This window comes from Chryseobacterium arthrosphaerae (assembly GCF_001684965.1).
GTDB lineage: Bacteria > Bacteroidota > Bacteroidia > Flavobacteriales > Weeksellaceae > Chryseobacterium > Chryseobacterium arthrosphaerae.
The window spans coordinates 1,479,112-1,501,143 of record NZ_MAYG01000001.1 but is presented as its reverse complement, the minus strand read 5'-3'; the positions used below and the strand labels follow the sequence as shown (position 1 = coordinate 1,501,143).

Annotated in this window: 23 protein-coding genes; all 23 read left to right on the top strand. The window is 37.6% G+C overall.

What is annotated here, in order from left to right:
• The first annotated feature begins 1 nt into the window (after position 1).
• Positions 2-865: an ATP synthase F1 subunit gamma gene (gene atpG / locus BBI00_RS06820; RefSeq protein WP_065398059.1), complete on the top strand. Its 864-nt coding sequence runs from the start codon at positions 2-4 to the stop codon at positions 863-865.
• Positions 866-1,134: 269 nt separating this feature from the next.
• Positions 1,135-2,493, top strand: a complete 1,359-nt coding sequence (locus BBI00_RS06815; protein WP_065398058.1) for a hemolysin family protein — start codon at positions 1,135-1,137, stop codon at positions 2,491-2,493.
• Positions 2,494-2,502: 9 nt separating this feature from the next.
• Entirely contained in the window at positions 2,503-2,808 is a 306-nt protein-coding gene (locus BBI00_RS06810; RefSeq protein WP_065398057.1) for an ATP-dependent Clp protease adaptor ClpS, read from the top strand.
• A 388-nt stretch (positions 2,809-3,196) separates the two neighbouring features.
• Positions 3,197-5,044 (top strand): T9SS type A sorting domain-containing protein, encoded by a 1,848-nt coding sequence (locus tag BBI00_RS06805; RefSeq protein ID WP_065398056.1) that lies wholly within the window; start codon positions 3,197-3,199, stop codon positions 5,042-5,044.
• 218 nt (positions 5,045-5,262) lie between these two features.
• Positions 5,263-5,877, top strand: a complete 615-nt coding sequence (gene udk / locus BBI00_RS06800; RefSeq protein WP_065398055.1) for a uridine kinase — start codon at positions 5,263-5,265, stop codon at positions 5,875-5,877.
• 4 nt (positions 5,878-5,881) lie between these two features.
• Positions 5,882-6,238, top strand: coding sequence for an FtsB family cell division protein (locus tag BBI00_RS06795; protein WP_065398054.1), 357 nt, complete (start codon positions 5,882-5,884; stop codon positions 6,236-6,238).
• 104 nt (positions 6,239-6,342) lie between these two features.
• A complete protein-coding gene (locus tag BBI00_RS06790; RefSeq protein ID WP_065398053.1) occupies positions 6,343-7,506 on the top strand; it encodes a methylmalonyl-CoA mutase family protein in 1,164 nt (387 codons plus the stop codon).
• On the top strand, positions 7,506-7,946 hold the full coding sequence (locus BBI00_RS06785) for a DinB family protein (protein WP_065398052.1): 441 nt from the start codon (positions 7,506-7,508) through the stop codon (positions 7,944-7,946). The genes BBI00_RS06790 and BBI00_RS06785 overlap by 1 nt, the downstream gene beginning before the upstream one ends.
• Positions 7,947-8,167: 221 nt before the next feature.
• The gene (locus BBI00_RS06780; RefSeq protein ID WP_083988441.1) at positions 8,168-9,208 is read left to right on the top strand and encodes a THUMP-like domain-containing protein; all 1,041 of its coding nucleotides are present in this window, start codon (positions 8,168-8,170) and stop codon (positions 9,206-9,208) included.
• A gap of 137 nt (positions 9,209-9,345) precedes the next feature.
• Positions 9,346-9,621 (top strand): hypothetical protein, encoded by a 276-nt coding sequence (locus BBI00_RS06775; RefSeq protein ID WP_065398050.1) that lies wholly within the window; start codon positions 9,346-9,348, stop codon positions 9,619-9,621.
• 169 nt (positions 9,622-9,790) lie between these two features.
• On the top strand, positions 9,791-11,170 hold the full coding sequence (locus BBI00_RS06770) for a dipeptidase (protein ID WP_065398049.1): 1,380 nt from the start codon (positions 9,791-9,793) through the stop codon (positions 11,168-11,170).
• Positions 11,171-11,456: 286 nt separating this feature from the next.
• Entirely contained in the window at positions 11,457-12,371 is a 915-nt protein-coding gene (locus tag BBI00_RS06765) for a T9SS type A sorting domain-containing protein (protein ID WP_065398048.1), read from the top strand.
• Between the two features lie 217 nt (positions 12,372-12,588).
• Positions 12,589-13,626, top strand: a complete 1,038-nt coding sequence (locus BBI00_RS06760; RefSeq protein ID WP_065398047.1) for a T9SS type A sorting domain-containing protein — start codon at positions 12,589-12,591, stop codon at positions 13,624-13,626.
• A 79-nt stretch (positions 13,627-13,705) separates the two neighbouring features.
• On the top strand, positions 13,706-14,413 hold the full coding sequence (locus BBI00_RS06755) for an SDR family oxidoreductase (RefSeq protein ID WP_065398046.1): 708 nt from the start codon (positions 13,706-13,708) through the stop codon (positions 14,411-14,413).
• Positions 14,414-14,611: 198 nt separating this feature from the next.
• The gene (locus BBI00_RS06750; protein ID WP_065398045.1) at positions 14,612-15,358 is read left to right on the top strand and encodes an electron transfer flavoprotein subunit beta/FixA family protein; all 747 of its coding nucleotides are present in this window, start codon (positions 14,612-14,614) and stop codon (positions 15,356-15,358) included.
• A gap of 40 nt (positions 15,359-15,398) precedes the next feature.
• On the top strand, positions 15,399-16,346 hold the full coding sequence (locus tag BBI00_RS06745) for an electron transfer flavoprotein subunit alpha/FixB family protein (protein WP_065398044.1): 948 nt from the start codon (positions 15,399-15,401) through the stop codon (positions 16,344-16,346).
• A gap of 183 nt (positions 16,347-16,529) precedes the next feature.
• On the top strand, positions 16,530-17,129 hold the full coding sequence (locus BBI00_RS06740) for a bifunctional nuclease family protein (RefSeq protein ID WP_065398043.1): 600 nt from the start codon (positions 16,530-16,532) through the stop codon (positions 17,127-17,129).
• A gap of 22 nt (positions 17,130-17,151) precedes the next feature.
• A complete protein-coding gene (locus BBI00_RS06735) occupies positions 17,152-18,534 on the top strand; it encodes a nucleoside permease (RefSeq protein ID WP_065398042.1) in 1,383 nt (460 codons plus the stop codon).
• Between the two features lie 115 nt (positions 18,535-18,649).
• Positions 18,650-19,204, top strand: a complete 555-nt coding sequence (locus BBI00_RS06730; protein WP_065398041.1) for an RNA polymerase sigma factor — start codon at positions 18,650-18,652, stop codon at positions 19,202-19,204.
• On the top strand, positions 19,170-19,853 hold the full coding sequence (locus BBI00_RS06725) for a hypothetical protein (RefSeq protein WP_065398040.1): 684 nt from the start codon (positions 19,170-19,172) through the stop codon (positions 19,851-19,853). The genes BBI00_RS06730 and BBI00_RS06725 overlap by 35 nt, the downstream gene beginning before the upstream one ends.
• A 76-nt stretch (positions 19,854-19,929) precedes the next feature.
• A complete protein-coding gene (locus BBI00_RS06720) occupies positions 19,930-21,024 on the top strand; it encodes a hypothetical protein (RefSeq protein ID WP_065398039.1) in 1,095 nt (364 codons plus the stop codon).
• A 149-nt stretch (positions 21,025-21,173) separates the two neighbouring features.
• On the top strand, positions 21,174-21,578 hold the full coding sequence (locus tag BBI00_RS06715) for a hypothetical protein (protein ID WP_065398038.1): 405 nt from the start codon (positions 21,174-21,176) through the stop codon (positions 21,576-21,578).
• A gap of 2 nt (positions 21,579-21,580) precedes the next feature.
• Positions 21,581-21,994, top strand: a complete 414-nt coding sequence (locus tag BBI00_RS06710) for a hypothetical protein (protein WP_123902226.1) — start codon at positions 21,581-21,583, stop codon at positions 21,992-21,994.
• Positions 21,995-22,032 lie beyond the last annotated feature (38 nt).

The window sequence follows — 22,032 nt, the reverse complement described above, 5'->3', positions numbered from 1 at the left end:
AATGGCAAACTTAAAAGAAATACGAGGCAGAATCACGTCAATTTCATCTACGATGCAGATTACCCGTGCTATGAAAATGGTTTCCGCTGCGAAACTTAAAAAAGCACAGGATGCAATTGTAATGTTAAGACCTTATTCTGAAAAATTACAGGAGCTTATCCAGAATGTAAATTCTAGCTCTGATCCTGACCAGATTTCTGTATATGCTCAGAAAAGAGAGGTTAAAAGAATACTTTTCATCGCTGTTACTTCAAACAGAGGTCTTGCGGGAGCTTTTAACTCTTCAATCGTAAAAGAGCTTAACCTTCAGTTTCAGGACAAATCTCGATATGAGATTGAAGTTCTTCCTGTAGGTAAAAAAGTATATGATGCTGTAAGAAGAAATCGTTCAGTATATGCTAATGGAAGTTCTGTATATGATAACCTGAACTTTGATACAGTGGCTCATATCACAGAAGGAGTAATGACCAGCTTCAAAGAAGGTAAATTTGACGAAGTTTACGTTATCTATAACAAATTCGTTAATGCTGCTACTCAGGAAGTCACTACAGAGCAACTTCTTCCGATCTCAATGCCTGAAACTACAGAACCACAGGTTGAAACAGATTATATTTTCGAACCTAACAGAGCTGAGATCCTGGATAATCTGATTCCTAAATCAATCAAAACTCAGGTTTTCAAAGCCATCCTTGATTCAGTAGCATCTGAGCACGGAGCGAGAATGACTGCAATGCACAAAGCAACAGATAACGCTCAGGCTTTAAAGAATGATCTTGTGATCTTCTACAACAAAGCAAGACAGGCTGCAATTACCAACGAAATCCTGGAAATTGTTTCCGGAGCAGAAGCTTTAAAAAATTCGTAAAGAATTATTTTACATACCATCAGAAGCATCGATATTATCGGTGCTTTTTTTGTTTCAGAAAGCCGGAAACTCAAAATGAGTACCCAAAAATCCTGTTTTGACATGAAAAAGATATAAGTACTTCGATTATTTTTATTAGTGGAAAATAAAGGGGTTTTATAATGTCATTTTTTCCTTTCTAAAAATCCTGCACTGAAATAATTTTATCTTTCTCACATTATTTTTATTTTGTATATCTTTGTACCTAATAAAATATATACAACTTCTAAATGGACTCGGACATAGTCAGGCTTTTGCTGGCCTTATTTCTTGTTTTACTAAATGGCTTCTTCGTAGCCGCAGAATTTTCAATTGTTAAAGTTCGTTATTCTCAGATCCAACTAAAAGCCGCAGAAGGTAATTCTATGGCAAAGCAGGCAGAACACATCATCAAACATCTTGATGAATACCTTTCTGCAACCCAGTTAGGAATTACATTGGCATCCCTTGCCCTGGGTTGGGTAGGAGAAAGCGCCTTGCATCATATTGTGGAAAATATCTTTACTTCCTTGAGTATTGATCTGACCCAGACTACCATTACTACAATTTCAGTAGCGACCAGCTTCGTACTGATCACCGTTATGCATATTGTGTTTGGTGAGCTTATCCCGAAATCAATTGCCATCAGAAAGTCAGAATCCACAACTATGGCCACTGCAGTACCTCTGAGAGTTTTTTATACGGTATTCAAACCGTTTATATGGTTGATGAATCTCATGTCCAATGGCTTTTTAAGATTAATCAAGATTCATCCTGCCTCAGAACAGGAAATTCACTCTACAGAAGAACTTCAGCTTTTGGTAAAGCAGAGTGCAGATAGCGGTGAGATCGAAGAAGAAAACTACGAAATCATTAAAAATGCATTTGACTTTACGGATCACTCTGCCAAGCAGATCATGGTTCCGAGACAAAATATTACTTCCATTGACTTTGAAGAAGACGTCAATGATATTATCAATAAGATTATGGATAGCGGCTATTCCCGTATCCCGGTCTATATTGACTCTATTGACAACGTTATCGGGATTTTCTATACCAAGGAGATCATAAGAGAATTTGTTAAAAGAAAAGGACAGCTGGATCATGACGACCTTAAAGAACTGATGCGTGATGCCTTTTTCGTGGTGGAAAGCAAGAAAGTATCAGACCTATTGAAAACTTTCCAGCTTAAAAAACAGCATATAGCGATCGTTATTGATGAATTCGGAGGAACTGAGGGGATCATTACCCTTGAGGACATTCTGGAAGAGTTGGTAGGAGAAATTCAGGATGAAGAAGATGAAGAAGAAAAAATCGTTGATAAAATTGCTGATAATACCTACTGGGTACAGGCAACACAGCCTCTGGACGAAATCAATGAATTTTTACCTAAAAAACTCCCTCTTTCCGAAGAGAGTGAATACAACTCATTGGCAGGATTTATTCTGTACGAACTGGAGGAAATTCCGGAAGAAAACCAGGAGTTTGACCTGGATAATTATCATTTCAAAATTCTGAAGATGAATAATAAGAGCGTGGAGCTTGTCGAGCTGGTATATGATGAGCCCAATGCTATTGATAACTTGGCAGATAAAATTGGTGAAGTTTAAAACATAAGAATGAATTTTTATAATACAATAAAAGACTACGAAAACCCGAAACGTCAATACGAGGAAGAAGTTCTTGTTCTTGATGATACGGATGAAGTTTATAAACTGGTGCTTCATAATGATGACGTTCATACATTTGATTATGTGATCGACTGTCTGATCGAAATATGCAAACACACACTCGAGCAGGCCGAGCAATGTACCATTCTTGTCCACTATAAAGGTAAATGTACTGTAAAAACCGGCTCAATGGATATTTTGAAACCCATGCACGAAAAATTATTATCACGCGAATTAACAAGCGAAATCGTATAAAATATAGAGGTTGGCCAAAAGGTCAGCCTCTTTTAAATTTTGTCCACTTTACCTGTACCTCCTGCAGCTGTTATTGCGTACTGTTCCAACGCAGAGTTCACAAGGTTTGACGGGAGGTTAAAAATTACCTTTCCAGAGGCGTTACGACTTAACAGAAACTTTTTATTCTTTACATTGTTGTATGAAATATCCTTCCGGACAAAACATCCATACAACTTATACCTTCTTTGCGCACTCTTAACGTTTTGAAAATTGTATTGCAGCTTTAAACAAATCGTTTTATTATTTTATAAGACATTGATCATGTTTTTTAAGCTTTTTTGTTAAAAAGATCTAAAACTTAAAAATATTTGTTATTTTTAAAACAAAACCACAAAAAAAACATTATATGACATTAAAAATTACTTCGCTGATTTTGGGCAGCGTTCTGTGCTGTAGCAACTTATTGGCTCAGGAATCAACTTTTGAAGCACCTGCAAACCGGTGGATTAAAGAGAATTCCAGAAACCTGGGAATTCAGAATTTCAGTAAGCTTAATTTATATTCTGTACGTAAAGGGCATACCGGAGAAACACTCCGGTATCAGCAGTTTATCAAGGAGGTTCCTGTTTTTCAGTCCGAAGTTCTAGTCCATTTCAATAAAGAAGGTAAAATAAGTTATACCTCTTCCGAAAGCTTAAAGAAAAACCTGAAAGAAATAGATATTACACCCGCTATTTCTGCAGTCGACGCTTTTCAAAAGGCATATGTTGCTTCTAAATCCCAGGGGGAAATTACTTATCAGGAAAATAAACTGTTCGTTTACATTACAGACGGGGGAAATACAAAGCTTGTATACAGAGTGGTCATCAACTCTTATGATAATTCCGGAAGCTGGGAGACAATTGTTGACGCCAAAACAGGAGAAATCATCAGTGTTAAAGACATTGCCGTATATCACAGGCATAAAGATGAAACCTCGGAATCTCCCAAAAAGAAAACAAAACAATCCAATAAAACAGTCAGTTTTAAAGCTTCAGGTTCCGGCTATGTATATGACCCGGATCCGCTGTCAAGAACCGGATCAACATATGGAGGCAGCTATGTGGACGGTAATGATGCCACGAATGCCAGTTTAGACAATGCAAGAAGCCTGGTAACATTATCAGATATAGAATTTGCCAATAATGTCTACAAACTGAAAAATTCTTATGTAGAAATCAGAAATATCACCGGACCCAATACCGGTTTATTTACCCAGGACACCAACCAGTTTTTGTTTAACAGAAGTGAGTTGGGATTTGAGGCTGTAAATGCTTTCTGGCATATAGATAAGAGTTTAAGGTACATCAACGAGACATTAGGAATCATCTGTAAGCCGGCTACAAATGGTGGGGTTGTTCTTTATGATCCCCATGCGCTGAACGGGCAAGACAACTCAAGATATAGCACTGCAGGTACTCTGGAATTTGGGCAGGGAGGAGTAGACGATGCTGAAGATGCTGATGTGATCCTGCATGAATTAGGACACGGAATTCATCACTGGCTATCCGGTGGAGTTTCCAATGCTGACGGGCTGAGTGAAGGTTCCGGTGATTATTGGGCACAATCCTACAGCAGAAGCCTGAACCAATGGGCTTCGTCTACTCCTCAGTATAACTGGGTGTTCAGCTGGGATGGGCATAACACGATATGGGACGGCAGAATTACCAATACAACCATGACATACCCCGGCTCCGGATCGTTCTATGATAAAGCTCAAATCTGGTCTACCTGTCTGATGAGAATTTATGACAGAATCGGGAAAGAAAAAACAGACCGGGCATTTTTGGAAGGTCTGGATTTAACAACTTCATCAACCAACCAGCAGGATGCTGCTATTGCCGTAAGACAGGCGGCTATTGATATGCTCGGGCAGTTTGGCTTTACATGTAATGATATCAACATCATGACTGAAGAGTTTACCACTTCAGGTTATATACTTCCGGAATATGCCTGTCAGGCCCTAAGCACAAAAGAAATTAAAAAAGAACAGCCGGTTTCCATTTATCCAAATCCGGTTTCCGACTTCTTAAACATATCGCTGAAAGGAAATAAAGAAGAAAAAGTGGAAATTTACAATATGGAAGGAAGAAAAGTGATTGATGCAGCAGTAGGAAACGGAAGAAACCAGATCAATGTATCAGGGCTTCAGCCGGGCAGTTATATCATCACCATAAAAAACCTGGAAATATCTGCGAAATTCATTAAGAAATAATCATTAAAAACTTTAAACCCGGTGTTTCAACATCGGGTTTTTTTGTAGAATTAAGCGTTAAAATACCGTTTACAGATATAAATGACAAACAACGATACCATTGCGGAGAATTTTTTAATTTTTAAGTCCTGTAATCTTTTAATTTCTCAATATTCTTACATTGTTATATCTTATCTAAAATAGTATATTTGTACCAACTATAAAGAAACAAAAAAACAATGCTTGTAATAGGAATTGCCGGTGGAACAGGATCCGGCAAAACTACAGTTGTTGATAAGATACTTCAGCAGCTTGATATCGAAGGAATGAACATCCTTTCTCAGGATAATTATTATCATGACAATCAGGGTCTTACACTGACGGAAAGAGAGGCTTTAAACTATGACCATCCCAAGTCTATAGATTTTGAATTACTGATAAAACATGTGAAGGCTTTAAAGAATAATCAGCCGATTGAGCAGCCGATTTACAGCTTTGTCACTCATTCCAGAACAGGAGATCATGTCACTGTAGAACCTAAGAACGTATTGGTGGTAGAAGGAATTCTGGTACTTACCAATAAAGAATTGCTGAAAGAATTTGACCTGAAAGTATTCGTACATGCAGATTCAGATGAAAGGCTGATCAGGAGGATCAGAAGAGATACACAGGAAAGAGGAAGAGATCTGGGTGAAGTGCTGCACCGTTACCAGACTACCCTGAAGCCAATGCACCAGGAATTCATTGAGCCGTCTAAAAATGAAGCGGATCTTATCATCCCGAATATGAAGCAGAATTCCGTAGCAATTGATTTTTTAACTACTGTTATTAAAAACTCGTTGAGAAAACATTAAGAAAATGGAAGAAAACAAACTTATCAAAGACATTCAGCCGAAATCTGAAACATTCAAACTTATCCAGAAATATGTTTTGAATAAGTATACCATTACGATCTGTCTGTTCCTGGTATGGATGATTTTCTTCGACAAAACCTCGTTTCTGGTTATCAACGAACTGAATGGGGAGATCCACAAATATGAAGAGCAGCTTGAGTATTATAAAAAAGAATACCAGAAAAATGATGCTTTTTATAAAAAACTGATGAACAACAAGTCAGAAAAAGAAAAATACGCAAGAGAAAATTATTTTATGAAAAAGCCGAATGAAGAAATCTTCATCCTGGTGGTTGACAGTACAAAAGTCGCTAAGAAATAATACAACTGAATAGAATACGTCAATGGTGAATAGTAAGCTCCTTTGCTGTAAATTCACCGGTAAAGTAAATTCACTATTGGCCATTCATAAACAAAATAAAACTGATGTCAAATACAGATACATTTTCAAACTGGGAAAATTTAGTAAAAAAGCAGCTTAAAACGGACGATATTTATCCGGTTTTACAAAAAGAAAACCTTGAAGGAATCGAAGTAAAGCCTTTTTATACAGAAGTTCACAAGCCTTTGGCCAATCTGCCGAGAGTGGAAGAAAGCACCCATTTGGTTTCCAGGTATCATGAAAGCCTGGAAGATGAAGTATTTGCATTTTTGCTTGATCAGAATGTGGAAAACCTGAGCAGGAAAACCATTTTTGTTAATAATAAAGAGCTTGCAGGCCACATCAGCCCGCAGGAAGAAGATCAGTATTTCTCCCTGATTGATGTTTTTAATGAAAAAGAGGCTGTTATTGATGATCAGCTGGCAAAAGAATTATTGGCAAAAGAATTCAGAAGAAGTATCTGTGTAGACGTTTCCCTTCACCAGAATGCCGGGGCAGCAATTGATCAGCAGCTTGGTATTGCTCTGGCAAAAACCAAAGAACTGGCAGAAGTATATGGAGCGGAAATCTTAAATAAACTGATCTTTAGAATGGCTGTTGGAGGAAATTATTTCTTTGAAATGGCTAAACTGAGAGCATTCAAAATGGTTTTCAACCAGCTTTCCAAAGAATATGGACTGGATGAAGTTCCTTATATCTTTGCAGAGACTTCCCTTAGAAATAAAGCTGTTTCTGATAATGAAAATAACCTGATCCGTTCCACACTGGAGCTTGCTTCTGCCATGATAGGAGGAGCAGATGCTGTCTTTTCCAGTAACTATCTTGTAGACAGAAGTACGGATAACTCTGAAGAGATTTCTTTCAAACAACAGATCGTTCTGGCGTATGAAAGCATTATTAATGTATTCGAAGACGCTGCCAACGGAAGCTATTATGTGGAAGATATCACGCAGCAGATTGCCGATAAGTCCTGGGCTTTATTCGTTGAAACGGAAGAGGCAGGAGGCTATCTTGAACTGTTGAAACAGGGAGTGATCCAGAAAAAGATCTATGATCACGCCATTGAAGAGCAGCAGTGGATAGAAGAAGGAAAAATTAAACTGATCGGAGTTAATTTATACCCTAAATTAGACGTTAAAAAGTCAATTGCAGACCTGTACAACGAAAAAGAAATAAAAGCCGTACGCTGGGCAGAAATGTTTGAATAATGAAAGAAAAACTGATCGACTTATTTGAATATACTTATCATTTCAATAATGAGATGATCAAAATTATTTCAAAAAATAAGGATGTTCTTGATGAAAGGACCGTCAGTTTGATCAATCATACCCTCAATGCACAGCAGATCTGGAATGCAAGAATATCAGGGGAAGAAACCTTTGAAGTCTGGCAGATCAATCCGTTTGAATCCTTGGAAGAGATCAATCATCGGAATTTCCTGAAAAGTATTGATATTGTTCAAAGCTCTGACCTTGATAAACGGGTAGAATACCAGAATTCAAGAGGAACAAAGTTTGAGAACAGTATTTTTGATATGCTTTTTCATGCCGTTAATCATTCTACCTATCACAGAGGACAGATCAACTCTTTGCTTAAGCAAAATAATATACAGCCTGTATTGACGGACTATATTTTTTATAAGAGATAGCCTGTTGATTACTGATCCTTCAAAAAAAATTAAAACTGTTCAACCTGAAATCAGGAATGCCGGTTATCCGGAAAATAAACGGAAATATTGAGTAAACATAGTAATCTGTGTCATCTGTGGTTAAAATATTAAATAAAGAAGTTCAAAACTATATCAATGCAAATCTTCATACGGATTTACATTCATTACTCTTAAAAAAATCCCCCTTTCCCGAAGTTTCTATGCAGGAAATTGTCCAGCAGATCAAAGGAAGACAGGTGGCAGAGAAGAAATTTCCTTTTTTATTGAAAGAAGGAATTGTTTTTCCTCCGCAATTGAGCCTTGAGCAGTCTTCATCAGAGAAAGCGGCACTTTATAAATCAGAAATCTTAACAGGAAAGACGTTTATAGATCTTACCTGTGGTTTTGGGATTGATGCTTATTATCTGTCACGTAATTTTGAAGAGATCACTTTGGTAGAGCAGAATACAGAGCTTTTAGAAATTGTAGGACATAACTGGAACGTTCTCGGCAGAAAAGCAAGGCTGATCAACAGGAAACTGGAAGATTTTTTAAATGAAAACCGGGAGAAGTTCGATACCGTTTATCTGGATCCGGCCAGAAGAGATCAGAATAAAAACAAAGTCTTTCTTTTAGAAGATCTGTCACCGGATATTCTTGCCATTCAGGAAACATTGCTGTCAGTGTCAGATCAGGTGGTGATCAAGCTTTCTCCTCTGATTGATATTAAATATCTGGTTTCGGTTCTACCTCAGATATACAGGATCGATATTGTTGCCCTTAAAAATGATGTCAAGGAAATTGTAATCTTTTTATCCAAAGAAAAAAAAGAAGAGATCATCTGCCATTGTGTGAACCTGGAGAGCGGAGAATCAGCCTTTACTTACCGTTTTGGGGAAGAAGAAAATGCTGAAGCAGAGTATTCTGAGCCTGAAAAGTTCATTTATATCCCTGATAATACTATTTTGAAGGCAGGAATCTTCAATCTGATTTCAAAACAGTTCGGATTGAAAAAACTTCACCCAAATACCCATCTGTATACTTCTCCGGAAAAACTGGAAAACTTTCCCGGAAGAATTTTTGAAATGGATGTGGTTGATTCTAAAAGTATTAAAAAGAAGGAACAATTCAATATTATTTCAAAAAACTATCCTTTAAAACCGGAAGAAATCAAAAAGAAATACGGACTGAAGGATGGGGGAGATCAGTACCTTATTTTTACACAATCCAAAAAAGGAAAAATTATATTAAAATCAGTATAAAAATGTTGCCGAAAAAAGCAGGATTTCTTACTTTTGGGCAATTAAAAATTTAAGCATGAAATCGCTGACTGTTTAGATAATCAGAATAGACTGAAGGTGCGGTTTCATAGGGTCTTTATTAAAAATAAATTTTACATATGAAAAAATTAGTTATATGTTTAGCGATTGCAACCGTAGCGGTAAGCTGTAAAAAAGTTCCGCAAGGTGGAAACAAAGCTACTTTGAAACTTGAAGAAGGAGTAGAGAGGTATTCTGATGACCATCAGGGAGGGGAAGCTCACGGTGGACATGAAGCTGCTGCTGAACACAAAGAAGAAACTGCAAAGCCTGAAGCTGCAGCTCCTAAAACCGACAGTACTGCTGCTACAAAGCCTGCTGAAAAAGCAGAAGAAGCTCCGAAAGCTGAACACTAATTATCAGTATAAGATATAGAATGCCCTGTTTTTCACAGGGCATTTTTATTTGAAAAAAATGGCAGAAAGGTCTTATGAACGGAAAATAATGGGTTTCTTCAGAAAATCCTGGCTTTTTGCTTGGCCCAGCGGTCCATTTTTTTTAATTTTAACAAAATAAAATTTTACAATGCAAGAGACATTAAATTACATTAACGAAAACAAGCAGCGTTTCGTGGATGAATTATTTGAGTTATTGAGAATCCCTTCTATTTCCGCAGATCCGGCATATAAAGAGGACGTATTGAAGTGTGCGGCTGTATGTGCGGAACACCTTAAAAATGCAGGAGCAGACAATGTGGAAATATGTGAAACAAAAGGGTATCCTATCGTTTTTGGAGAAAAAATAATAGATACAAACCTGCCGACCGTATTGGTATACGGACACTATGATGTTCAGCCTGCCGATCCGTTGGAACTGTGGAGAAAACCTCCTTTTGAACCCTATATTGAGAAAACTGAGCTTCACCCTGAAGGAGCTATTTTTGCCAGAGGGTCAGCAGATGACAAAGGGCAGTTCTTTATGCACTTAAAAGCTTTCGAAGCAATGATGAGAACCAATACTCTTCCTTGTAACGTAAAATTTATCCTTGAAGGAGAAGAAGAAGTAGGATCTGTAAGCCTGGGCGACTTTGTGAATGAAAACAAAGAAAAACTATCCTGCGACTGTATTCTGATTTCAGACACTCATATCTACAGCAATGAGCAGCCGACTGTTACAACAGGATTAAGAGGGCTAAGCTATGTGGAAGTAGAGGTTGAAGGACCCAACAGAGACCTGCATTCAGGACTTTACGGAGGAGCAGTTCCTAACCCGATTCACGTCCTTTCAAGAATGATTGCTGACCTGATTGATGAAAATGGACATATTACAATTGACGGGTTCTACGATAATGTTGAAGTTGTTTCAGATGCCGACAGAGCCGAAATGAATAAACTGAAGGATAATCCTGAAGAATATAAAAAATCGATCGGCCTGAGTAATATCGAAGGCGAAAAAGGATATACAACCCTTGAAAGAGCCTCTATCCGTCCTACTTTAGACTGTAACGGAATCTGGGGAGGGTACACAGGAGAAGGAGCTAAAACTGTAATTCCTTCAAAAGCTTTCGCTAAAATCTCAATGCGTCTGGTTCCTTATCAGACTCCGGAAGAGATCACTGAGAAATTCACTGCATATTTCAAGAAAATTGCTCCGGATACGGTAAAAGTAAAAGTAACCCCTCACCACGGAGGTATGCCTTACGTTTTACAGAGCGATACCAAAGAGTTTTTAGCAGCTAAAAAAGCCATGGAAACAGCATTTGGTAAAGAAGTACTGCCATACAGAAGCGGTGGAAGTATTCCGATTACAGCTATGTTTGAGAAGGTGTTGGGAGCTAAATCAGTATTGATGGGCTTCGGATTGGATTCTGATGCCATCCACTCTCCTAATGAACACTATGGATTATTTAATTTCTATAAGGGAATTGAAAGTATTCCGTTATTTTTTGAAAACTATTCAAAGTAATTATTGAATTTTTATAATATACTGTACAAGGCGTTTCTTAATGAGACGCCTTGTTTTTTATTACTGATTGTGAAATGAAAAATAAATCTGTACTTAAATCCTTTTTAATGGGGAGTTCATAGAGTTTTTATTTTCGCTGAATACCGGTTTTTTTGTTTGCGGGGAGTATAATTGTGGATGAATAAAATTAAATCCTCTGAAAACAAGGGTTTTGTTTGGAATATGTTAAAATTTATTTCACTATTCATGGAAAGTTTATATTTTTAATACAAAACTTGACTTAACCATGAAAAAATACTACTCAATTGCATTTTTGCTGTTTTCAGTGCTTTTCTTCGCGCAACAGCCCATATCTTTTGAATCTGATGAAGGTTTTACAACAGGTAATATCAACGGCCAGGGAGCGTGGATCAGTACGCCTACGGGAGGAATGCCTCAAAATGTAGAGCTTCAGACCATCAGTTCCGAAAAATCCAGTCATGGCAGTATTTCTTTGAAAATTGTCAGAGAACCTGTTTACGGAACCCAGTCAGAGCCCATTATCGGAGGTTTTTACAATCTTCAGGATCAGCTGTCTTCTACCGGTTTTTCAGTTTCTTTTGATATCAGTATCTCACAGCTCAATGGTTCGGATTTTGGTTTCCAGGCAGTAAATAGCATTAGTGAGCAGTGCATTGCCAGAGTAGATTTTGAGAAAACGGGAGTATTAAAAATCCTGAACACAATTTCAGGAGTACAGAATATGGTCTCCACTTCCGGAAACTGGTCCTCCAATAACTGGTACAGGTTTAAAGCGGTAGGAACTGCTGCAGGGATCAGCTATTACCTTAATGGGATATTGATTTACACGGGGCCTGCAGTACCTCAGTTAACAATTGATCAGCTCCGTTTTGTACATAATAATACCTCGGGAACAGCTTATATTGATAATATTCTGGTCGACAGCGGATTTTCTATGGCAGTTAAAGATGCTGAGACAGGAAATAAAGTAACATTATACCCCAATCCGGTTATAGATTTTATAAAAGTAACTACCACGGATATCATAGAAAAGATTGAAATTTATGATGCTGCAGGAATGAAAATGGATGTTAGGGTAAATAAAGGGATGGTTGATGTAAGGAGCTTTGTATCAGGTGTTTATTTTATGAAAATTAAGTCAGGGAAGAGAATAATTACTGAAAAATTTATAAAAAGATAAGAATTGTCAGAAACTAAACTATGTTGAGTATGTTTATAAAATTATCTTAAAATTGTATTTTAATTTAAATTTTACTGTTTAATATTGTTATTTTATTATGTTAAATTTGTAAGCTTATTCGTTATTTCATTGAATTTTATTCATTTTATTTATGTTTTTATTTTTTTATTTAGACTATATGTTCTATTTTTGAAAAAAATATTAAAACTGTAATAACATGAAGAAAAAACTATTTTTTGCTTTAGCGTTAGTGTCAACAATTTCAATTTCTGCTCAGGTTTTGGAAGCAGATAATTACAACTCTTATACTGCAGGAAATGTGGGAACCAATGTTACAGGAACTGCTGCTGGACAGGGAGGAATGTACCTTGTAGGAGGAGCAACTTCAGATTATCAGATTGTAACGGCTACAGGCGCAAACGCGGCTCATGGAAACTATCTGCAGGTTATAGGTGGAAATACTGCTACCAATGCAGCGGTAAGAACGGTAGTTAAAAATGGTTTGGCAACAGCTTGGGCCGGCAGAACAGCAGGGAATAACATCATTAAAGCCGTGGCTGAGATTTATACAGGAACTTCCACAAACCAACATGGTTCAGGAGTGTCTGTCAGTGGAGCTGATGATGGCATTGTGGGTATTGTATATAACTCACAGTCAAAAACGATTAACGGACTTGCTTATTTAACTTTTGCTGCTAACCCAAACAATAACGGATACTACTTTATAACAGGTCTGACTCAGAATACATATCCTGCAAATACCTGGATTAGCCTTGGTTTCAGTTATAATAAAACAACTGGGCAGATTACCTACAATATCGGAGGAGTGACTACAAACCTGGCAGTTAACCAGGCAACTATACCTGCAGGGATTGATCCTGTATCATTTGAAGTGACCAGTAGCCCTGTACAGGAAAATGGAACCGGAGTACCTGTAAATACAGGACCAACTACTTTTGGTATTGACAATTATAGAGTAGAAGCGGCTAATAATGCAACATTAGGAACAGCTGAAACAAAAAATTCAAAATCTTCAACCATTATCGCGATCGGTCCTAACCCTACTGTAGATTACCTTAATCTTATTACAGATCTGAAAATCAACAAAGCGGAAGTTTATGATATGAGCGGAAGAAAGATAGACGTTAATCTTGAAGGAAACAGAATCAACGTTAAAAACCTTAATGCAGGAAGCTATATCATCAGCATCGAAACGAAAGACGGTAAAACTACCGAGAAATTCATTAAAAAATAATTCCTGATAAATCTTAGGATAGATAAAACGCTCCAATTGGGGCGTTTTTGTTATTTTAGAGCATTAAATTTCAGATGCTATGTCAGAGAATAAAACGGCTTATATAACAGGAGGAACCAAAGGAATTGGTTTCGGGATTGCTAAAATTTTACTTGAAAACGGTATTTCAGTAGCATTTTCAGGAAGGAAAAGAGAAGATGTGATGAAGGCAGAACAGGAGCTTCAGCAATATTCCGAAAATGTGCTGGGAATTGTTTCTGATGTCAGAAATCTTGAAAGCGAGCAGGAAGCGGTACAATATATCCTGGAAAAGTTCGGAAGGCTGGATTATGTAATCGCCAATGCCGGACTGGGAATATTTAAACCTGTTGATGAGCTTACTGCTGAAGAGTGGAATGATATGATTGAAACCAATCTTACGGGCGTTTTTTATACCCTTAAAGCCTCTGTGGAAGAACTGAAAAAGACGGAAGGATATTATATCACCATTTCAAGCCTGGCAGGGGCCAATTTCTTTGAAAACGGAACAGGCTACAATGCCTCAAAATTCGGGGTGGTGGGATTTACACAGGCAGCTATGATTGATCTGAGAAAATATAACATTAAATCCACAGTGATCATGCCGGGATCAGTGGCTACTCATTTTAATGGAAATGTTCCTTCTGAAAAAGACAGCTGGAAGATACAGCCTGAAGATATGGGGAATCTGGTGCTGGATATTTTAAAGATGAATCCAAGGGTTTTACCTAGTAAAATAGAGTTTAGGGCAACACAGCCAGCCAGATAAGTACATTTAATGTATTGAATAATAATTTAATAAGTATTATGCATGCATAATATATTTTTTATTTATATTAGCAAAAATTAATTCACACAAAATCTCTGCATAAACAGCTTTGATTTTGCGTCCGAAAAGAGAAAAATAAAATAGTACACCTGAAACCTTAAGGTTACCTATAACCAATAAAAAAATTAAGAACAACATATGAAAATATTAGTTTGCATTAGTAGTGTTCCGGATACTACTTCCAAAATTAACTTTACAGCAGATAAATCTGCTTTCGACAAGAACGGAATTCAGTGGGTAATCAATCCTCTTGATGAATTCGCATTGACAAAAGCGGTTAAACTTCAGGAATCTCAGGGGGCAACTGTAACTGTAATCAACGTAGGAGATGCAGCTACAGAACCTGTAATCAGAAAAGCTCTGGCAATCGGTGCAAACGATGCTGTAAGAGTAAACCTTGATCCTAAAGACAGCTATTCTACAGCAAAAGAAATCGCTGCTGTTGCACAAAACGGCGGGTACGACCTTATCCTTTGCGGTAAAGAATCTATTGATTATAACGGTGGATCAGTTCCGGGAATGGTAGCCCAGCTGCTGAACCAGCCTTTCGTAAACGCTTCTGTAGGATTAGACGTAAACGGAAGCGAAGCTACTGCAGTAAGAGAAATTGAAGGCGGAAAAGAAACTATTTCTGTAAAATTACCGGCAATTATCGCAGGTCAGAAAGGATTGGTAGATGAAAAAGACCTTATCATCCCGAATATGAGAGGAATTATGTCTGCAAGAACAAAACCTTTGCAGGTAGTAGAACCTACTTCTTCTGAAGTAAAAGTTCAGGGAGTATCTTATGACAGCGTTCCGCCAAGAGCTGCTGTGAAAATGGTTTCTCCTGATAACCTGGATGAACTGGTAAGATTACTTCACGAAGAAGCAAAAGTAATCTAATCTTTTAATTCTTTAATTTTTAATCTTTAAATTTAAAAAAATGGCAGTATTCGTATACGCAGAAAATATAAACGGAGTTTACAAAAAAGCGGCTTTCGAAGCAGTTTCTTATGCTAAAGCGGTTGCAGATAAAGCAGGAGATACCGTAACGGCAATCTCTGTAAACCCGACAGATTCTTCAGATTTATTATACAAATATGGAGCATCCAATGTAATCAACATCAAAGACGAAGGTCTTAAAAGCTTCTCGGCAAAAGCATATGCTCAGGCTGTCAATGAAGTCGCAGACGGAAATATCATCGTTTTCCCTCATACTACAGACGCTTCTTCAATTGCTCCGATGCTTGCGGTAATGAAGAATTATTCTTTAATTACCAATGCGCTGGAAGCTCCGGAAAGCCTTTCTCCTTTCCAGGTAAAGAGAAAAGCATTCTCAGGAAAAGGTTTCATGCATGCAAAAGCTGAAGGGAATGGAGTAATCGTTACCGTTTCTCAAAATGCTTTCGGTGTTAAAGAAAATGCAGTATCAGGTTCAGAAGAAGTTAAAAACCTTTCTGTAGCCAATGAAGATACCAAAGTGATCTCTCATGAGCAGAGTTCAGGTAAACTAGACCTTAAAGAAGCGGAAATCGTTGTTTCTGCAGGAAGAGGTATGAAAGGACCTGAGAACTGGGGAATGGTTGAGGATCTTGCCAATGTATTAGGAGCTGCTACAGCATGTTCAAAACCGGTTTCTGACATCGGATGGAGACCTCACACAGAACACGTAGGACAGACTGGTAAGGCTATTGCACCGAACCTTTATATTGCCATAGGTATTTCAGGAGCAATTCAGCACCTTGCGGGAGTAAACTCTTCAAAAACAATCGTAGTGATCAATAACGACGCTGAAGCACCGTTCTTCAAGTCTGCAGACTACGGAGTAGTAGGAGATGCTTTCCAGATTATTCCTGCACTGACAGAAAAAATCAAAGCTATTAAAGGATAAAAAAAAGTGAATTGTGAATAGCAATCTGCTGCGTCTGGCAATTTTTAATCATTGACCTGCAGGCAAATTCACCATTGACGATTTGACCATCATAGACAATACCATAAAAGCTCGGCTTTCCGGGCTTTTATTTTTGCGTAAAAAAGTGAAATCACAACAAAAAATTAATCTATATTTGTAGCTATGGATTATAAACAGCTAATTATTCGCGGAATATCGTACAGCCAGACCCAATCGGGGGCGTACGCATTGTTACTGGAGCATGAAGAAACACACATAAAATTACCTGTTGTTATAGGAAACTTCGAAGCTCAATCAATCTCTCTCGGACTGGAGAAAGATATTCATCCGCCGCGTCCTCTTACCCATGACCTGTTCACAAAATTTATAGTCTCAGCCAATTATGAGTTGGTTTCTGTAATCATTTATCAGATTGTAGACGGTGTATTCTTTTCAAATATCAACTTTAAAAATAAAGTGACGGAAGAAGAACTGATCCTTGATGCACGAACTTCCGATGCCGTTGCGATGGCTGTAAGATTTGATGCCCCTATCTTTACTACCCAGCAGGTTCTGAATGAAGCGGGAATCTTATTGGAACTCGAAGATGTTTCAAAAGAAGAGCAGAGCTTTTCAGAAACTGTACAGACAGAAGAAAACCTGAAATCTCTTTCTATGGAAGAACTTCAGAAACTATTAGATGATGCCGTGAAAGAAGAAGATTACGATACCGCCCTTGAAATCCAGGAAGAAATCAAGAGGAGGAAAAAGAAAATTGACTAAAGAGATACTTTTTATATAAACTATGAATTTAAAATTACGACTGACCATCCTCAGTTTTCTCCAGTTTTTTGTCTGGGGAGCATGGCTGATTACGATGGCAAACTTCTGGTTTGGTACAAAACATTGGGACGGAACTCAGTTTGGAGCTGTTTTCGGAACAATGGGAATCGCTTCCATATTTATGCCAACCATTACTGGAATCATTGCTGACCGCTGGATCAATGCGGAACGTATCTTCTCAGTACTGCATATTCTTTACGGGGTTATTCTTTTCATATTACCTCATTCCGCAGATCCGAATTCTTTCTTTTCGGTGATGCTCGTGGCCATGTGTTTCTACATGCCTACTATCGCACTTGCAAACTCAATTTCTTATACAATCCTGAAAAACAATAATCTGGATGTAGTAAAAGACTTCCCACCCATTCGTGTTTGGGGTACTATTGGCTTTATTGTGGCCATGTGGATCACCAATCTGAGTGGAAATAAAGATACGGAAGGACAATTCTATATTGGAGGGGCTGTAGCCATTTTCTTAGGTATTTATGCCCTTACATTACCAAAATGTCCTCCACAAAAGCTGATCGATAAAAATTCGCCTCTGTCTGAGCAGTTAGGATTAAATGCATTCAAGCTTTTCGGAAACTATAAAATGGCGTTGTTCTTTTTATTTTCAATGCTTTTGGGAGCTGCACTTCAGCTTACCAATGCCTATGGAGATGTTTTCTTAAGTGAATTTGCCCATTTCCCCAAATATGCTGATTCATTTGTAGTAAAAAGATCTACGATCATCATGTCAATTTCTCAGGTTTCAGAAACCCTGTTTATTTTAGCGATTCCTTTCTTCCTGAAGAAATTCGGAATCAAAAAGGTAATGCTGATCTCTATGCTGGCATGGGTTTTAAGATTCGGATTCTTTGCTTACGGTGTTCCGGATGGATTTGGACTTTCATTAATCATCCTGTCATGTATTGTATACGGAATGGCTTTCGATTTCTTTAATATCTCAGGATCACTTTTCGTAGAAACGACTACCGATAAAAAAATCCGTTCTTCAGCCCAGGGATTGTTTATGATGATGACCAATGGTTTCGGAGCCGTTTTTGGAAGCTATATCGCAGGATGGGCTATTGATAAGTTCTTTACGCACAAATTTACGACGGCTTCAGATTTATCTGCCTATTTGCAGACAACACCTGATAATCCTACTTTTCTCGGGATTCTGAAAAAGAGCTTCAATGCTGTTGTTAATACAGACGGAACCCTTTCTTCTGTAGTAATGGTAAAAGACTGGCAGCAGATATGGCTTTCTTTCGCAATCTATGCGCTGGTGCTGGCGATATTCTTCGGACTATTGTTTAAGCATAAACATAATCCTGAAGATGTTTCATCAGTAAAACATTAATTTAAAATCACGATTCTTAAAAATATTAAATTGCACTTTTGAAAAAAAGTGCAATTTTTTTTGTTTCCAGGCAACCTTTTGAAAAAGGTAACGTCTTATAGATAGAAACTCATCCATGAAGAAACTCGAAGAGAATTTTTTACTGGCAAAAAAGCAGGACCGGAAAGGGCAAAAAGCTCTTTACGATATGTTTTCGGCAAAAATGCTGGCCATTGCGAATTCTTATGTCAACAATCTTCATGATGCAGAAGATATCCTGCTGAATGCATTTATGAAATGCTTCACTAAGCTGGACGGGTGCCGGGATTGGAAAAGTTTTCCGTTCTGGCTCAGAAAAATTGTCGTAAATGACTCCATTAGCTTCATCAGGAAAAATAAAAATATACTCTATGCAGATATGGAAATGGTAGATGATTATAGTGAGAATGAAAATGAGGACTATCCGGAAGAAATCAATATTGAAGAAATCTTTACTCAGATGCCGGTAGGATACAGACTTATTTTTAACCTGTATGTCTTTGAAGAAAAAAAACACAGTGAGATTGCTGAAATTCTGAACATCTCCGAAGGAACCAGCAAAAGCCAGCTAAGCAAAGCAAAAAAATGGCTTGCTGAATTTTTAAAAGCAAAAGAAAATGAAAAAAGAACTCCTGAAACAATTAAAATCTGACTACGAAGCGCTTGAAATAAAGCCTTCTTCAGATCTTTGGGACAGAATAGAGCAGGGAAGCCCGGAAAGCCCTGTTGTACGCTCTGGAAAACGTTTTCAGTGGTTGAGGTATGTTGCGGTGCTGATCTTGCTGTTTTCGGTAAGTATGCTGCTCTATTTCAATAAAACCGGTCAGGAAAGTAAAACAGATAAGATAGTTCAAAGAAATCCTGTAAAGAAGAGCGTTGAAACGGACGGAAATTCTTTGCCGGTACCAACAATACAGATTAAAGAAGTTAAAAAGTCACAGGATAATAATTTCACAAGAACCGTTGCCTCTAAGCCCTCAGAATCTGGATATATCTGGAAAAAGAAAGAACCGGAATTGATTGAAAAAGAGGATGTAATTCTTAAGCATCAAGAAATAAATGCTCCTGTGCCGGAAAGAAATTTAAATACCCTTCCGGATCAAAAAAATATAGCTAAAACTGATTATATCAAAGCCGATGAATTGCTGCTCGGAAGAGAATTTGACAAGAAGAGGGAAGAAAACAGGACGGATATCAGAAAATTCGGAGCCCTGGATATGACAAAGATTAAGATCAAAAGTCCGAACAGCCTTAAGATATTGGGAGTAATCGTCTATTCCGACTCTCTCGAAAGTAAATAACAAACATTTTTTTTGATCAAGAAAAACTGCCCAAAACAGGGCAGAGAACCAATATGTCTGAAAATAAATCAATGATATGAAAACAAAATTAATCTATATAGCGGCTGTCATGGCATTTAGCTATAGCTTCGCTCAGGAATCTCCGGAAAATAATCTGAGCCTGTATTCTAAAAAAATTGACAGTATCGTCATGGCGGAAAAAGATAAAATGAATATCGAGCTGGACAAAATAGATAAGAATTTCAGAGAAAACAAGATTTCACCTGACGAAAAACAGAAACAGCGTACTGCCGTTGCTTCAAAATATGAGCAGATCATCAATGAAAAAGTAGAAGCTGAAAAGCAGGACCTTGAATCGGTAACCAAAGAGCTGGTGAAAGATGCTGTATTTAAGTCCCGGGACTCTGCAAAATCGGCAAAGAATCAGTTCTGGTTTGGATTGAATGGATTGAATATGAAGCTCAATGAGCAGAAGAAAAATAATAATCCTAAAAACTATCTGGAAACTTTTGAGGTGACTATCGGTATGGGAGGAGCGGGCCTTACGTCCAAAAATGAACCCTTTGGTTTTTATAACAGAGGTTCTGATATGAGAAATACCATCATAGATTCCTGGCAGTTGGCATTATTGTACGGAAACCAGATCGGAGGATATACAAGTCCGTTTTTTTACCGTTTCGGATTGGGGATGAGGTCAGATCTCTATACTCCAAAGTACGGATTGTCTTTCAGACAGGAAAGTAATATGCTGTTTATACAGGAGTTTACCAGGGGAAACCTTAAAAAGAGTACACTGTACAATACTTACCTGACCATTCCCGCAGATTTGAAATTTGTTTTAAATCCTAAATATAAAGACTTTGAAGGCGTTAAATACCTGGACAGCAGAAAACACCAGTTGTGTCTCGTTTTAGGGGTATATGGAGCGGTAAGGGTGGGAACCGTCAATTATTCAAAATACTCCAATGAAAATTCCGGAAGAATCGTTGAAAGGGAAAAAGTAACCCATGGGGTGAATGATTTTATTGTCGGCGGGAAATTTGGAATCAGCTATTACGGTTTTAATCTCTTCATCCAGAAAGACTTTACCCCGGCGTTTAATAACAATGCTTTGCTGAAGAAAAAATATGGACTTCAGATTGGGATAGAAATCGCAAACGTTAATTTTTAATTTGACAATAAATAAGTATTGTTTTTGATTATTAGATAATTTTATTTGATTTTTTTTATAACTAACGAACGTTTGTATAGCAAAAACCTAATTTTAAGACACACTCTTTAAAAGTGTGTTTTTTTTTGTATTTTGGCACTTTAGTAAATATGAAAAATATTCAGTTATTAGGATTGTTATTCGTGATCGTAGGGAGTTTTTTACCTTTGGTGAATGTTCCTATTATAGGGAACTGGAACTACTGGAAACTCGATCACTATCTGGCTATTGCGTGTTGGATCTTTGCTGCCTGCGCTGTTTTCGGAATTGTAAATAGCAGTACAAAAATCGTAAGGTTTTTCGGAATCCTGCTGATTCTGTTATTTGCATTTACCCTTGTAGCAGTGAAGATGCAGTCTTTGCAGTATTTCAGCTTTTTACCTTTCAAATCCTGGAGAGAAACGTTTGCCGGAGTGGTTAAACTGAGATGGGGATGGATCGTAGAATTTTTAGGAGCATTCATGATGGTTTTTGCCGGGAGCAATAAAACAGTAAACAAACGGACACAGATATGAATATGAAGCATTTAAAAATACTAGCGGCAGGAGTGTTGTTTTTGATGACCGCTGTACAGGTTCAGGCTCAGAAAACAGAAGAGAAAAAGCCGGATAATCCTGCTAAATGTGCCCATATCAGAGAAGGAAAATTTTTACGGGCCAACTATCCGGAAGCTATATGGCACATGATCATTAAAGACAATGTGCAGACCGAATATTTCAACAACGGAAAAGATTATATAAAATCTACATTGGTTTTTGTGGACGACTGCAATTACAAAGCAATCGTGTTGGAAAAGTCTGATAAGAATGATCCTGCACAGATAGGAGATGTCTTCAATAATAAAGTCGTAGCAACTCAGGACAACCTCATTAAGGTCAGTTCCAAGATTGAAGGATCTGAGTTTGACATGGTCTACATAAAAGTAAAATAAATTTAAATATACAATGGAACAGCCGTTCCGTTTAAGCT